Origin of the sequence: Streptomyces actuosus, assembly GCF_016921115.1 — a bacterium.
GTDB classification, from domain to species: domain Bacteria; phylum Actinomycetota; class Actinomycetes; order Streptomycetales; family Streptomycetaceae; genus Streptomyces; species Streptomyces actuosus_A.
On sequence record NZ_JAFFZS010000002.1, the window covers coordinates 357977 to 372510 of the forward strand.

Here is a 14534-nt window from a genome sequence, read left to right on the forward strand (position 1 = left end):
GCGCCTATCCGGCGGAAACCTCACCATCCGGAGTGTTCCACGTGAAACATCACTCCTCCTCAGGCGCCACCGCCCGGCTCACGGTGATGATCCGGTCGCCGGCCCTAAGCTCTGCCAGCCGGGAATCGGTGTAATCCAGCAGCTGCCGGTCGCGCACGACCGCCACCACGAGGTCGGCGAGGGTGCGCGGTGCCCGCCCGACCTCCTCCGCGGCCACCGGCCGTTCGGCAAGGTCGAGGCCGGATCCGAGGGTCATCAGGTTCTCCAGGGTCCGCGCCACCGACGGGCTCGCCATGGACAGGCCGAGGAGGCGGCCGGCCGAGCTGGAGGTGGTGATGACCGTGTCGGCGCCGGACTGCTTCAGCAGCGGTGCGTTCTCGTCCTCCCGGACGGCGGCGACGATCGTGGCGCGACGGTTGAGCTGACGGGCGGTGAGCGTCACCAGGGTCGCGGTGTCGTCGCGCTGGGCGGCGACGATGACCCGGGCCGCCCGCGGGAGCTCGGCCTTCACCAGGGTGTCGGAGCGGGTGGCGTCGCCGGTCACCGAGACCAGCCCCTCGTCGGCGGCTGCCGTCGCCGCCTTGCGCTGGGTGTCCACGACGACGATCCGCTCCCTGGCGATGCCCTGTCCGATCAGGGTCTGGATGGCGTGGCGCCCCTTGGTGCCGTAGCCGATCACCACGACGTGGTCGCGGATACGGGACCGCCAGCGGTGGATGCGGACCTGACGGCGGGTGCGCTCGGTGAGCACCTCCAGGGTGGTGCCGACCAGGATGATCAGGAACAGTACGCGCAGCGGTGTGATGACGAGGATGTTGGTGAGCCGGGCGGCGTCGCTGACCGGGGTGATGTCGCCGTATCCGGTGGTGGAGAGCGTGACGGTGGCGTAGTAGGCCGCGTCGAGCAGGTCCACCGAGCCGTCCGCGCCGTCCCGGTAGCCGGAGCGGTCGACCCAGACGATCAGCGTCGTGGCGGCCAGCACGAGCAGCGCCAGAGCCAGCCGCCGCAGCACCTGGAGCAGCGGCGGTGTGGTGGTCTGCGTCGGCATGGCGATGGCACGGCCCGCCTCGGCGTCGTCCCGTGCCTCGCTGCGTGAGCGGTACCAGACGGACCGCAGTAGGGAGACCCTCCCCGTGTGGTGTGTCGGATGCCCCTCGTCCTTCATCGCCGTGCCCCCTGCCCTGTGATCCGTTCGAACGGCACCATGGTTGCCGATGAAGCCGCACCCGCCGGCACACAACACGTCTGGAGGCCCCCTGTGCGCGACCACACCGTCGTCGTCGGATTCGGCACCAAGGGCCGGTCCGCGACCCGTGCCGTCTGCGCGGCAGGGCTGCGCAAGGATCGGGTCGTCGTGATCGACCCCAGCTCCAGGACGATCGACGCCGCGACTGCCGAGGGGTACACGGGTGTGGTCGGCGACGGAACGCGCAGCGACATCCTGCGGCGGGCGGAGGTGCACCGGGCGGGACGCATCATCATCGCGCCCCAGCGCGACGACACGGCCGTGCTGGTGACGCTGACGGCACGCCAGCTCAATCCCACGGCGACGATCGTGGCCGCGGTGCGTGAGGAGGAGAACGCGCCGCTGCTGAAGCAGTCCGGCGCCGACGACGTCGTCACCAGCTCCGGCGCTGCCGGCCGCCTGCTCGGCCTGTCCGTCCTCAGCCCGTCGGCCGGCCTGGTCATGGAGGACCTCATCCAGTCGGGCCACGGCCTCGACCTGGTGGAACGCCCCGTCACCAAGGCCGAGGTGGGCCGCCGTCCGCGGGACACGGCCGACCTGGTGGTGAGCGTCGTACGCGGGCACCGGGTGCTCGGCTACGACGATCCGGCCACCGGGGTCCTGGAGTTGACGGACCGGGTGATCACGATCGTGCGCGTGCCGGAGCCCGAGCCGGGACCCGGCTCGCCCCGCCCCGGCATCACCCCGGCCTGACGGACGTCCGCTCACCGAGGCGGGCGCGGCTGCCGACGAGGGGGGGCGCGGCCTCCGACGAGGGGAACGCGGCTGCCGCCTGGAGCACATCGCCGACCGGGGGCGCCACGGGACGCGGAGGCGGACGGCAGGAGTACCGTCCGACGCATGCATGCGATCACGATTCCCGAACCTGGTGGACCCGAGGCGCTGGTGTGGGACGAGGTCCCCGACCCGGTGCCCGGCGAAGGAGAGGTGCTGGTCGAGGTGGCTGCCAGCGCCGTCAACCGCGCGGACATCCTCCAGCGGCAGGGCTTCTACAACCCCCCTGCGGGCGCTTCGCCCTACCCGGGCCTGGAGTGCTCCGGCCGCATCGCCGCGCTCGGCACCGGCGTCTCCGGCTGGAGCGTCGGCGACGAGGTGTGTGCGCTGCTCTCCGGCGGCGGTTACGCCGAGAAGGTCGTCGTCCCGGCCGGGCAGCTGCTGCCGGTGCCCAAGGGCGTCGGCCTGGTACAGGCCGCCGCGCTGCCCGAGGTGGCCTGCACGGTCTGGTCCAACGTGTTCATGATCGCCCACTTGCGTCCCGGGGAGACATTGCTCGTCCACGGTGGCTCCAGCGGCATCGGCACGATGGCGATCCAGCTCGCCAAGGCCGTCGGCGCCAGGGTCGCGGTCACCGCGGGTACGCAGGAGAAGCTGGGGCACTGCGCCGAGCTGGGCGCCGACATCCTGATCAACTACCGGGAGCAGGACTTCGTCGCCGAGGTCATGAAGGCCACCGACGGTACGGGCGCGGACGTCATCCTCGACAACATGGGCGCCAAGTACCTGGAGCGCAACGTCCAGACGCTCGCCGTCAACGGCCGCCTGGCGATCATCGGCATGCAGGGCGGCGTGAAGGGGGAGCTGAACATCGGCACCCTGCTGACCAAGCGCGCCGCGATCAGCGCCACCTCGCTGCGGGCCCGCCCGCTCGACGAGAAGGCGGCCATCGTCGCCGCCGTCCGCGAGCACGTCTGGCCGCTGCTGGCCGCCGGCCACGTCCGTCCGGTCGTCGACCGCGAACTGCCGGTGGCGGACGCCGCGGCCGCCCACCGTGTCGTCGAGGACAGCAAGCACGTGGGCAAGGTCCTGCTGGTCGCGCCGGGTGCCTGAGCGGGCGCCCCGCCGCCGGGCCGCAGCCCGCCCCGGCCGCCGAAGGGCGGGCTGCTGACGTCCCGCCCGCCCTTCGGCGGACGACGCTGCTTTCGGAACACGCCCGGCACTAGCCGCGCCTGAGTCGCAGTCCCGCGAACGCGCAGCCGAGCCCGAGCCCGATCAGCACCAGGCCGCTGCCCAGCGGCAGGATCCGCAGAACGGGCTCGGTGGACGCCTCGGCGGCCGCGCCGGCCTGCGGCAGGGGGCGCGACGCGGTGGAGGCCGAGGGCGCCGTGGAGGCGAGGTCGGCGCTCTGCGGCTGCTCGTCCAGGACGTCCGTCCCGCCGGCCTCCCCGTCGCTGTTCTGCCGAGCCCCGTCCGCCGGGTCCTGCGGCTGTGCCGGCGCCTTCTTCACCGGTGTCACCGGCTCCTCCTGCCGCCCGGGGTGCTCCCGGCCCTCGCCGGCCCGTGACCCGGCCCGCGAAGGCTCGGCAGAGGGCCCCGGGCGCGGGACGTGGGAGGCATCGGCGCCGTCGGACGCCTCGGGCGGCCGGATCGCGGCCTCGCCGCGCTGGGACGAGGCCGTCCCCTGCGGTGCTTGTGCCGGGTCGGGCGGGTCGGCGGGGCGGGGTGCTTGCGCCGCGTCGGGGAGGTCGGCACGGTGGGTTGTTTCCGTCGGGTGGGACGGGTCGGTCCCCTGGGGAGCGTCCGCCCGGTGGGACGGGACGGCCCGGTGCGGGGCCCCGGCCCTGTCGGGTGGGACGGCGGGGTGCGGGGCTCCCGCCCGGTGCGGCGGGGCGGCCGTGGCCGTCGGTACGGCCCCGTAGGCCGTCGATATCGCCCCCGTCTGTACGAGCAGTGCTGCTCCCAGCACCGCCGCCGGCAGTGCCGTCCCCCTCAGCCATGGAGTAGGAATCACCTCACCAGGCTCACACCATGCGACGTTCCGGGCATTCCGGGTTCCGCCGACAGGTCGACCCCCTGCCGGCACGAGGGCGCTGCGGGGAACCGGGGAGGTGGCACAACGGTGGATCAGTCCTCGGCGGGGGCACCTCGGTGGTGAGGTACAGGGGTGCGAGAGAATGGCGGCATGGAGATGCCGAGGAACGAAAGGTCGCCGGAGAACGCCCAGAAGATCCTGGTCGTGGGCCAGGACGGCATGGCACTCGGCGGCATCGAAGGGGACGAGGACTCCCACGAGACCCCGGTGACGGAGCAGGTCGAGCAGCCGGCGAAGGTCATGCGGATCGGCAGCATGATCAAGCAGCTGCTGGAGGAGGTCCGCGCGGCTCCCCTCGACGAGGCGAGTCGGGTCCGGCTCAAGGAGATCCACGCCAGCTCGGTGAAGGAGCTGGAGGACGGCCTGGCTCCGCAGCTGGTCGAGGAGCTGGAGCGACTCTCCCTGCCCTTCACGGACGGCGTGACCCCTTCCGACGCGGAGCTGCGCATCGCGCAGGCCCAGTTGGTCGGCTGGCTGGAGGGCCTCTTCCACGGGATCCAGACCACGCTGTTCGCCCAGCAGATGGCCGCGCGGGCCCAGCTGGAGCAGATGCGGCGCGCCCTGCCGCCCGGCGTGGGCCACGAGGGCCAGGAGGACCCGCACCCGGGCGGCCGCTCGGGCGGTCCGTACCTGTAAGGATCCGATGGTCCCTGGGACGCGAAGGGGCCCGGCGCGACGGCGCCGGGCCCCTTCCTTCACGTCGGGCGATCGTGCCCTGCGCAGCGAGGGACGGTGAGGACGGTCAGGAAGGCGGGTTCCCGGTCGACACACCGATCTGGATCTCGACGTTCTTCGGGTCGACCTCGGTGTCGGCGGTCGGGTACTGGGTGATCACCGAGCCCTCGCCGTAGGTGTTCTCGTCGATGTGGGTGATCTTCAGGGTCCAGCCCGCGGCTTCCGCGCACGCCTTGACCGAGTCGATGTACCGGAACGTGAAGCTCGGCACCTCGATCTTGTCGGGGTCGTTGTACCCCTCGCGCGGCTCGGTGCACTCGGTCTCGTCGATCGTCCGGGTCGTGTCCGGCCCGCGGTAGCCGTCCTGCCGGCCGGTGGAGGCCGAGGCGGACACCTCCTGGTCGCCGGTGGTGTCGCCACCGCCTCCGCCTCCGCCCCCGTTGCCGCCGCTGATCGCCATCGCGGCGAGCAGGCCGACGACGGCGACGACCGAGACCACGATCGAACCGATGACCACCCGCCGGGCCCCGCTCCGGCCGCCGCGCGGCCCGGGGGAGCCTGCGGTGTGGGGGGCCTGGTGGTAGGGCGGCGGGGTGGCCACGCCGCCGTGCTGCGCCGCGTACGGCGCCGGGGCCGGCGCCGGCGTCTGGTACCCGCCCTGCTGCGGGTAGCCGTAGGTGGGAGCCGGGGTGGGAGGGGTCGGCGCCGGGGGCGGGGTGCCGTACGGGTTCTGGACGGGCGCCGGGGGAGCCGGCTGGTACGGCGTCCGGACGTTCTGCTGCGGGGCCTGGGCGGTGTTGCCGACCGGCGGGAACACCGCGGAGCCGACGCCCCCGCCGCTCTGGGTCGGCGTGCCGGGGACGATGCTCGGCGGGGTCGCCTGGAAGGAGGCCGCCACACGCAGGCATTCGTCGCGCATGGACTCGGCCGTCGGGAACCGCTCGTTCGGGTTCTTCTTCAGCGCGCGGGCGATGAGCGCGTCCACGGCCGGAGGCAGGGAGCGGTTGATCGAGGAGGCGAGCGGCGGTTCCTCCTGCACATGCGCGTAGGCGATGGCGAGCGGTGAGTCCGCGTCGAACGGCAGGCGGCCCGTGACCAGTTGGAACAGCATGATGCCGACCGAGTAGAGGTCGGAGCGGGCGTCCACGGCGCGCCCGAGCGCCTGCTCGGGCGACAGGTACTGCGGGGTGCCGACGACCATGCCGGTCTGCGTCATCGACGTGACGCCGGACTGCATGGCGCGCGCGATGCCGAAGTCCATCACCTTGACGACGCCGCGCTTGGTCACCATCACGTTGCCGGGCTTGATGTCACGGTGGACCAGCCCCATCTCGTGGCTGATCTCCAGCGCCGCCAGCACGTCCGCGGTGACCTTCAGGGCCTTGTCGGCGGGCACCGCGCCGTGGTGCTGGACGTCCTCCTGGAGCACCGAGCCCAGCGGCCGGCCCTCGACGTACTCCATGACGATGTACGGCATGGTCGAGCCGTCGAGGTCGTCCTCGCCGGTGTCGAAGACGGAGACGATGTTGGTGTGCGTGAGCTTGGCCACGGCCTGCGCCTCGCGGCGGAAGCGCTCGCGGAAGGCCTGTTCACGGCCGAGTTCGGTGTGCAGGGTCTTGATGGCCACCTGCCGGTCGAGCACCGAGTCGTAGGCGAGATGGACCGACGCCATGCCGCCTTCGCCGAGCAAGTCGCGCAGCTGGTAACGGCCGCCGGCCAGTGCCCGCCCCGCGTACCGGCCCCGTGCGCCGTCCTGGCTCATGTTCTGCGTCCCCCATCGGCCGTCACGCGCCGGTGCCGCGGCCGGAGAGGCCCACCCGCTCGCGGTGCCCGGCACGGCACCGCGCCGCCGTGCGACTCGAGTACGTCCGGTACGCGGGTCGTGCTGCGCATCGTCGATGCACCGCGCCGGATGCCGCGAGGTTCCCGGCGGACCTTTCCGGTCACAGCACCGGCTGGCGGTGATCGAAAGTGTCATTCCCGGCCAAGTCTGCCCCAGGCCACCGACACGTCAAGCTCGGTGCCCGTTCCGTGACCGTACGCGAAAGAAGCGTCGCGGAAGTGTTACAGCGGCCCTACGGCCCGTACACGGGATTTGCACCCCGGTGCGGGCTCGCGGTTTCATGGCCGGTCCGCCCACGGCCGGTCCCGGCGGCCCACACGGACCGGAGCCTTGCGCGGAGGCTGTAGCGTGGCCGACGGAGACCGTGACAACACCGCGCGCACCGCGGGCAGAAACGACGGCGAGGACTGATGGCACAGCAGCGCGCTCAGGGCCCGTCCGACCCCGAGGCGACTGGCGGCGGGATGTCGGACGGGCCTGAGCAGTGGGGCAACGGCGGACTTGTCGGGGACGGCCGGTACCGGCTGAGCCGGAGACTCGGCCGGGGCGGCATGGCCGAGGTGTTCGCCGCCGAGGACGTGCGCCTCGGACGTACCGTGGCGGTGAAGCTGCTGCGGGCGGACCTCGCCGAGGACCCGGTCTCCAAGGCCCGCTTCACCCGCGAGGCCCAGTCCGTGGCCGGCCTCAACCACCATGCGATCGTCGCCGTGTACGACTCCGGCGAGGACGTCGTGGGCGGCCAGAGCGTGCCGTACATCGTCATGGAGCTGGTCGAGGGCCGCACCATCCGCGACCTGCTGATGAACGCCGAGGCGCCCGGGCCCGAGCAGGCGCTGATCATCGTGTCCGGTGTGCTGGAGGCGCTGGCCTACTCGCACCAGCACGGCATCGTGCACCGCGACATCAAACCGGCGAACGTCATCATCACCGACAACGGCGCCGTGAAGGTGATGGACTTCGGCATCGCGCGCGCCCTGCACGGCGCGTCGACGACGATGACGCAGACCGGCATGGTCATGGGCACCCCCCAGTACCTCTCCCCCGAGCAGGCGCTGGGCAAGGCCGTCGACCACCGTTCAGACCTGTACGCGACGGGCTGTCTGCTGTACGAACTGCTCGCGCTGCGGCCCCCCTTCACCGGCGAGACCCCGCTTTCGGTGGTCTACCAGCACGTCCAGGACATCCCGACGCCGCCGTCGGAGGCGTCCGACGGCGCTCCGCCGGAGCTGGACGGCCTCGTCATGCGCTCCCTCGCCAAGGAGCCGGACGACCGCTTCCAGACGGCGGAGGAGATGCGCGGGCTGGTCCAGTACGCGCTGCAGATGCTCTACGAGGCGGGTGGCCACACCGGCACCTGGAACACCGGTCCCGTCGGGATGCACGACGGACGGCACACCCCCGTGGGGGGTTTCGCCGGTACCCAGGTGTTGCCGCACCCCGGTGACGGCTACGGCACCACCCAGATCCCGCAGCCGATCCTGCCCGCCGGTTACGGCAGCGGCGACGACGGCGGCTTCGAGGGGCACGGCAACAGGGGCAGCGGCCGGGGCAAGTTGTGGATCCTCGCCTTCCTCGCGGTGATCGCGATCGCCGCGGGCGTGGCGCTGGCGCTGAAGAACTCCGGTACGCCGGGCAGTGGTTCGCCGACCACGTCGCCGCCCTCGGCCACCCGGTCCAGCACCGACGACGGTGCGAGCCGGACGCCGAGCGACGAGGCGACCGACCAGGCCACCGACAACGCGACGAACGACAACACCGGTGGCGGGTCCGGCTCGTACTACACGCCCTCCCCGACGCCGTCGTGGACGCCGTCGCAGACGCCCAGCGAGCAGCCGACGGGTGAGCCGACGGGCGAGCCCTCGGCGACCGACGTGCCGTCCGGTGAGCCGAGCGGGACGCCGTCGCAGCCGACGGGCACGGCGGACGGCGGCGGCAACAACGGCGGTACCGGCGACGGTGGTACCGGCGACGGCGGAACGACGGTCGGCGCCGGTGCCGACGGCGGTGTCCTCGGTCCCTGACCGCGGCCGGGAGCCCGGGGCCCTCAGGACCCGACAGGGCTCCCGGGGCCCCGCGTCATTCCGCGAACGCGTCGCACACGGCGTCGTACTCCCGAGTCCACCACACGGCGAGCGCCGAGGCGGCGGGGAACTGGCAGTCCGCGCGGGTGTCGCCGCGCTCGTAGTGCCAGCGCAGCATCCAGAAGTCGTTCAGGCGCTCCCACCACACGCGGTGCACGGCGGCGGCGAGTTCCGAGGGCGTCGCCCCGGCGGCGCGCCGGTACGCGCGCGCGTAGGACCGTACCTTGGGCAGGTCGAGGGTCCCGCACGGCCGGACGAAGAAGATCGCCGCGGCGCGTACGGCCTCCTCGGCGCGGGGCTGCACGCCCAGCCGGTCCCAGTCGACGATCGCCGCGGGTGCGTCGTCGCGGTACAGCAGGTTGAACGGGTGGAAGTCGCCGTGCACCCAGCCCACGGGTCCGCCGCGCGGTGGACGCCGGCCCGCGTGCAGTTCCAGCAGGGCGCGGCGCTCCAGCAGCCGGTGCCGGGCGAGGTCGTCGAACGCGTCGGAGGGGTGGTGGCGGCGCACGCGGGCGAGGAGGTCGTCGATGACGGCGAAGGTGTCGGCGGGATCGGCGCTCTCCACGGGGTGGGGGCTCGTGGCGGGGCGGGTGCGTCCCTTCGGCGGCATCACGCGCTCCAGGCAGGCGTGCACGGCGCCCAGGAGGGCCCCCAGCCGCGCGCTCTCGCCGCGGGTGAGCTGGCCGCCGTCGCGGTGACGGCCGTCGATCCACGGGTGCAGGGCGTAGGCGTGACCGCCGACGACGGCGACCGTCCGGCCGTCCCGGCCCGCCAGCGGCGGGGCGACGGGCACGCCCAGCTCGGCCAGGCGCCAGGTGGCGCGGTGCCGGCGCTCGATCGCGTCCGGATCGGCGGTGTCGGGGTCGAAGTGGTGCTTGAGGAAGTAGCGGCCGCGGGTCGTGCACAGGCGGTAGCCGCGGTTCAGCAGCCCTTGGTCGACCGGTTCGCAGGCGAGGGCGGAACCGGCGGCGTACTGGCTGAGAAGGGCGCGTAATGGGGGCGCGTGAGGCGCAGGGGGTGGTACACACGGTCGCGGCACGCGCCCGATGCTAGGGCACGGGCCGGTGCCGTGAACTGGGGTTTGTCACAGGCAGTCGTAACCGGTCACAGGACGTGCTCGAAGTGCCGTCTCAGGCTGTCGTCCGCGGTGTGGACCGTCACGATCTCCGGGGTGACGCGCAGGTAGACCGGGTCGAACGGCTCCCCGTCCATGGTCCGCGGCGCCGGGCCGAAGCGGGCGAGCTGGGCCGCGGTGGGCTCCGTGGCCGCGCACGCCCCGACGATCTGCACCGACCACTGTTCCCCGGGCGTTCCCGGCCGGCCAGGTTCTCCGGTACCGAGATTGTCGGCGCCGTAGGCGACGACGTGGCCCGCGCACGCGTGCTGGTAGCCGTGGCCGCGGTGCATGCGCAACAGCACGTGGCCGTCGGCCACGATGTGCCGGGCGCAGGCGAGGACCGGCAGGGCACGCATGCTGGTGGCGACCCTGCCGTGGGTGACCCGGGCGAGCAGGTCCAAGGCGCGCTGTTCACCGTTCGGCATGACTCCACGGTGCGTGGGCGCGGGGGGCCGGCACCAGAGTCGGCGGCCCCGGGAGGAAGGGCCGAAGGTCCCGCCGGGCGCGGCGCGGTGGGATGGGGCAGTCCTTCTCGGCCCGGACGCGGGCCGCACGGGCGGCGGCCCGGGCCCGCCGCCGCATGCCCGGCTTCGGCCGCGGACCCGACACGTCATTCTTGATCGTCCTTTCGGCGCGGTGGAGCCGCTCGCCGATCTGCCGATCGGGAGTCCCTCCCCGATCGGGTCGAGAATCCGTCGCTCCTGGGTCGATCTCGCGTTCGGCCGGCGTTGATCTCCGTTTCGGATCTCCCTTTCGGCGGACTCTTCCCGTGTCGCGGTTCACCGGGATAACGTGCCGTTGTTCCGGCCCCCTGCAAGGCTGTGACCAGGAAGTGTTCCCACTGAACGCGATTTACTTGGAAATCCAAGCAAAATCGCAGGTCAGGAGGGGTTTCACAGAAATGTGGACCACTGGGTAACGTGCCTGTTGCAGGGTGCTCGCCGGGGCACCTGCCACGCCTGTTCCCGACCGGGCAGCACCCACCCCGTGCGTCCCGGGCAGCAGGTGAGCCGCACTGGCACCCGGCGAACCCGGGTAGCCGGACCGACGGAGGAGCACACGTGACCGTGGAGAGCACTGCCGCGCGCCAGCCGCGACGCAGCGCCGGTACCAAGAGCACGGCCGGCAAGCGCACGACTGCGAAGAAGCCGCCGAGCAACGAGCCGGAGCTCGTACAACTGCTGACGCCCGAAGGAAAGCGCGTCAAGAACGCCGAGTACGACAAGTACGTCGCCGGCATCACCCCCGAAGAGCTCCGCGGTCTGTACCGCGACATGGTGCTCACCCGCCGCTTCGACGCCGAGGCCACCTCCCTGCAGCGCCAGGGCGAGCTGGGCCTGTGGGCGTCGCTGCTCGGCCAGGAGGCCGCCCAGATCGGCTCCGGCCGGGCCACCCGCGAGGACGACTACGTCTTCCCGACCTACCGTGAGCACGGTGTCGCCTGGTGCCGGGGGGTCGACCCGACCAACCTGCTCGGCATGTTCCGCGGCGTGAACAACGGCGGCTGGGACCCCAACAGCAACAACTTCCACCTCTACACGATCGTCATCGGCTCCCAGGCGCTGCACGCCACCGGCTACGCGATGGGCATCACCAAGGACGGCGCGGACAGCGCAGTGATCGCGTACTTCGGCGACGGCGCCTCCAGCCAGGGCGACGTGAGCGAGGCGTTCAACTTCGCCGCGGTCTACAACGCACCCGTCGTGTTCTTCTGCCAGAACAACCAGTGGGCGATCTCGGAGTCCAACGAGAAGCAGACCCGCGTCCCCCTCTACCAGCGCGCCCAGGGCTTCGGCTTCCCCGGCGTCCGGGTGGACGGCAACGACGTGCTGGCGTCCCTCGCGGTGACCCGCTGGGCCCTGGAGCGCGCCCGGCGCGGCGAGGGCCCGGCGCTGATCGAGGCGTGGACGTACCGCATGGGCGCCCACACCACCTCCGACGACCCCACCCGCTACCGCCACGACGACGAGCGGCAGGCCTGGGAGGCCAAGGACCCGATCCTGCGCCTGCGCCGGTTCCTGGAGGCCTCGAACCACGCGGACGAGGGATTCTTCGCGGAACTGGAGACCGAGAGCGAGGCGTTGGGCAAACGAGTGCGCGAGGCGGTGCGTGCCATGCGGGACCCGGACCGGTTCGCCATCTTCGAGAACGTGTACGCGGACGGGCATGCGCTCGTCGACGAGGAGCGCGCGCAGTTCGCCGCCTACCAGGCGTCGTTCGCGGATGCTGAGGGGGTCTGATCATGGCAGCGGAGAAGATGGCTCTGGCCAAGGCGATCAACGAGTCGATGCGCCGCGCTCTGGAGGCCGACCCCAAGGTCGTCGTCATGGGTGAGGACGTCGGCAAGCTCGGTGGTGTCTTCCGTGTCACCGACGGCCTGCAGAAGGACTTCGGCGAGGACCGGGTGATCGACACCCCGCTCGCCGAGTCGGGCATCGTGGGCACCGCGATCGGTCTGGCCCTGCGCGGCTACCGTCCCGTCGTCGAGATCCAGTTCGACGGTTTCGTGTTCCCGGCGTACGACCAGATCGTCACGCAGCTGGCGAAGATGCATGCCCGGTCCCTGGGCAAGGTGAAGCTCCCGGTCGTGGTCCGGATTCCCTACGGCGGCGGGATCGGCGCGGTCGAGCACCACTCGGAGTCCCCCGAGGCCCTCTTCGCGCACGTGGCCGGTCTGAAGATCGTCTCGCCGTCGAACGCGTCGGACGCCTACTGGATGATGCAGCAGGCGATCCAGAGCGACGACCCGGTGATCTTCTTCGAGCCGAAGCGGCGCTACTGGGACAAGGGCGAGGTCAACACGGAGGCGATCCCCGGGCCGCTGCACAAGGCCCGGGTCGTGCGCGAGGGCACGGACCTGACGCTCGCCGCGTACGGCCCGATGGTCAAGCTCTGCCAGGAGGCCGCCGCCGCGGCGGCCGAGGAGGGCAAGAACCTGGAGGTCCTGGACCTGCGCTCGGTCAGTCCCCTGGACTTCGACGCCGTCCGGGCGTCGGTGGAGAAGACCCGTCGCCTGGTCGTGGTGCACGAGGCCCCGGTGTTCTTCGGCTCGGGTGCGGAGATCGCGGCGCGCATCACGGAGCGCTGCTTCTACCACCTGGAGGCCCCGGTGCTCCGGGTCGGCGGCTACCACGCCCCCTACCCGCCGGCGCGTCTGGAGGAGGAGTACCTGCCGAGCCTGGACCGGGTGCTCGATGCCGTCGACCGCGCCCTGGCGTACTGAGGAGAGGGTCGTGACGACGATGACGGAAGCGTCCGTACGCGAGTTCAAGATGCCGGACGTGGGCGAGGGGCTCACCGAGGCGGAGATCCTCAAGTGGTACGTCCAGCCCGGTGACACGGTCACCGACGGCCAGGTGGTGTGCGAGGTCGAGACGGCCAAGGCCGCGGTCGAGCTGCCCATCCCCTACGACGGCGTGGTCCGCGCGCTGCACTTCGACGAGGGCACCACGGTGGACGTGGGCACGGCGATCATCGCCGTCGACGTGGCGGGCGGCGCCCCTGTGGCGCAGGAGCCCGCCGCCCCCGCCCAGCCGGAGCAGCCCCAGCCGGAGGAGTCCCAGCCGCAGGCCCGCCAGCCGGTCCTCGTCGGCTACGGCGTGGCCGCGTCCTCCACCAAGCGCCGCCCGCGCAAGGCGGCGCAGCCCGCCGCCACGGCCCTCCAGGCGGAGCTGAACGGCCACGTCCCGGCCCCCCAGGCCCCGGCTCCGGCGGCCTCCGTGGCTCCGGCGGCGGAGAAGTCCCGCCCGCTGGCCAAGCCGCCGGTCCGCAAGCTGGCCAAGGACCTGGGTGTGGACCTGGCGACGGTCACCCCGACCGGCCCGGACGGCATCGTCACCCGCGAGGACGTCCACGCCGCGGCGGCCCCGCAGCAGGCGCCGGCGCCGGTGGCGGAGCCGTCCGCCGCGGCGGCACCGCAGGCCGCCCCCGCGCCCGCGGCGCCCGTGTCGTACGACGGGGCCCGGGAGACCCGCATCCCGGTCAAGGGCGTCCGCAAGGTGACGGCGCAGGCCATGGTCGGCTCCGCCTTCACGGCTCCGCACGTCACGGAGTTCGTGACGGTGGACGTCACGCGCACCATGAAGCTGGTCGAGGAGCTGAAGCAGGACAAGGAGTTCGCGGGCCGGCGGGTGAACCCGCTCCTGCTGATCGCCAAGGCCCTGCTGCTGGCCGTCCGCCGCCACCCGGACATCAACGCGTCCTGGGACGAGGCGGCGCAGGAGATCGTGGTCAAGCACTACGTCAACCTGGGCATCGCCGCGGCCACCCCCCGCGGACTGATCGTCCCGAACATCAAGGACGCCCACGCCAAGACCCTGCCCGAGCTGGCGGACTCCCTGGCGGACCTGGTGTCGACGGCGAAGGAGGGCAAGACGTCCCCCGCCGCCATGCAGGGCGGCACCGTCACCATCACCAACGTCGGCGTCTTCGGCGTCGACACCGGCACGCCGATCATCAACCCGGGCGAGTCGGCGATCCTGGCGGTCGGCGCGATCAAGCTCCAGCCGTGGGTCCACAAGGGCAGGATCAAGCCCCGTCAGGTCACCACGCTCGCGCTCTCCTTCGACCACCGCCTGGTCGACGGCGAACTCGGCTCGAGGGTACTGGCGGACACGGCGGCGATCCTGGAGCAGCCCAAGCGGCTGATGACCTGGTCGTAACCGGCCGAGGCGAGCCGCGCACCCTCTTCCTGGCCGAGGGGCGCGGCTCCCGGGTCCGTGGACCGGGGGCGCCCCCGGGCCGGGGCGCCCGGAGACCGTCGA

Annotated in this window: 11 protein-coding genes and 2 pseudogenes; 7 read left to right on the plus strand and 6 right to left on the minus strand. The window is 72.5% G+C overall.

Annotated elements, in window-relative coordinates; translation table 11 throughout:
- Window positions 1-49: 49 nt before the first annotated feature.
- Window positions 50-1165, minus strand: coding sequence for a potassium channel family protein (locus JS756_RS04520; RefSeq protein WP_205381589.1), 1116 nt, complete (start codon window positions 1163-1165; stop codon window positions 50-52).
- An 81-nt stretch (window positions 1166-1246) separates the two neighbouring features.
- Here JS756_RS04520 and JS756_RS04525 point away from each other — a divergent pair.
- Both JS756_RS04525 and JS756_RS04530 read left to right on the plus strand, forming a co-directional pair.
- Window positions 1247-1939: pseudogene (locus JS756_RS04525) on the plus strand (potassium channel family protein); the annotation flags it as partial.
- Window positions 1940-2086: 147 nt separating this feature from the next.
- Window positions 2087-3073, plus strand: coding sequence for an NAD(P)H-quinone oxidoreductase (locus JS756_RS04530; protein ID WP_205381591.1), 987 nt, complete (start codon window positions 2087-2089; stop codon window positions 3071-3073).
- A gap of 109 nt (window positions 3074-3182) precedes the next feature.
- Here JS756_RS04530 and JS756_RS04535 read toward each other — a convergent pair whose 3' ends face one another.
- Entirely contained in the window at window positions 3183-3974 is a 792-nt protein-coding gene (locus JS756_RS04535) for a hypothetical protein (RefSeq protein ID WP_205381592.1), read from the minus strand.
- 171 nt (window positions 3975-4145) lie between these two features.
- Here JS756_RS04535 and JS756_RS04540 point away from each other — a divergent pair, with 171 nt between their 5' ends.
- A complete protein-coding gene (locus tag JS756_RS04540; RefSeq protein WP_205381593.1) occupies window positions 4146-4691 on the plus strand; it encodes a bacterial proteasome activator family protein in 546 nt (181 codons plus the stop codon).
- Between the two features lie 106 nt (window positions 4692-4797).
- Here JS756_RS04540 and JS756_RS04545 read toward each other — a convergent pair whose 3' ends face one another.
- Complete coding sequence (locus JS756_RS04545; RefSeq protein WP_205381594.1) at window positions 4798-6492, minus strand: Stk1 family PASTA domain-containing Ser/Thr kinase; 1695 nt, start codon at window positions 6490-6492, stop codon at window positions 4798-4800.
- Window positions 6493-6980: 488 nt separating this feature from the next.
- Here JS756_RS04545 and JS756_RS04550 point away from each other — a divergent pair, with 488 nt between their 5' ends.
- Complete coding sequence (locus tag JS756_RS04550) at window positions 6981-8594, plus strand: protein kinase domain-containing protein (RefSeq protein WP_205381713.1); 1614 nt, start codon at window positions 6981-6983, stop codon at window positions 8592-8594.
- 55 nt (window positions 8595-8649) lie between these two features.
- Here JS756_RS04550 and JS756_RS04555 read toward each other — a convergent pair whose 3' ends face one another.
- The 3 genes and pseudogenes from JS756_RS04555 to JS756_RS38515 all read right to left on the minus strand — a co-directional run.
- Window positions 8650-9693, minus strand: coding sequence for a phosphotransferase (locus tag JS756_RS04555; RefSeq protein ID WP_205381595.1), 1044 nt, complete (start codon window positions 9691-9693; stop codon window positions 8650-8652).
- Between the two features lie 65 nt (window positions 9694-9758).
- The gene (locus tag JS756_RS04560; RefSeq protein ID WP_205381596.1) at window positions 9759-10196 is read right to left on the minus strand and encodes a pyridoxamine 5'-phosphate oxidase family protein; all 438 of its coding nucleotides are present in this window, start codon (window positions 10194-10196) and stop codon (window positions 9759-9761) included.
- Between the two features lie 103 nt (window positions 10197-10299).
- Window positions 10300-10508, minus strand: a pseudogene (locus JS756_RS38515) (DNA-binding response regulator); the annotation flags it as partial.
- A 324-nt stretch (window positions 10509-10832) separates the two neighbouring features.
- On the opposite strand from JS756_RS38515, the gene pdhA reads away from it, so the two are divergent.
- Genes pdhA through JS756_RS04575 form a run of 3 tightly spaced genes read left to right on the plus strand, consistent with a single transcriptional unit; the run spans window position 10833 to window position 14432 of the window.
- Window positions 10833-12011 (plus strand): pyruvate dehydrogenase (acetyl-transferring) E1 component subunit alpha, encoded by a 1179-nt coding sequence (pdhA, locus tag JS756_RS04565; protein WP_205381597.1) that lies wholly within the window; start codon window positions 10833-10835, stop codon window positions 12009-12011.
- 2 nt (window positions 12012-12013) lie between these two features.
- The gene (locus tag JS756_RS04570) at window positions 12014-12994 is read left to right on the plus strand and encodes an alpha-ketoacid dehydrogenase subunit beta (protein WP_205381598.1); all 981 of its coding nucleotides are present in this window, start codon (window positions 12014-12016) and stop codon (window positions 12992-12994) included.
- A gap of 10 nt (window positions 12995-13004) precedes the next feature.
- The gene (locus JS756_RS04575; protein ID WP_205381599.1) at window positions 13005-14432 is read left to right on the plus strand and encodes a dihydrolipoamide acetyltransferase family protein; all 1428 of its coding nucleotides are present in this window, start codon (window positions 13005-13007) and stop codon (window positions 14430-14432) included.
- Window positions 14433-14534 lie beyond the last annotated feature (102 nt).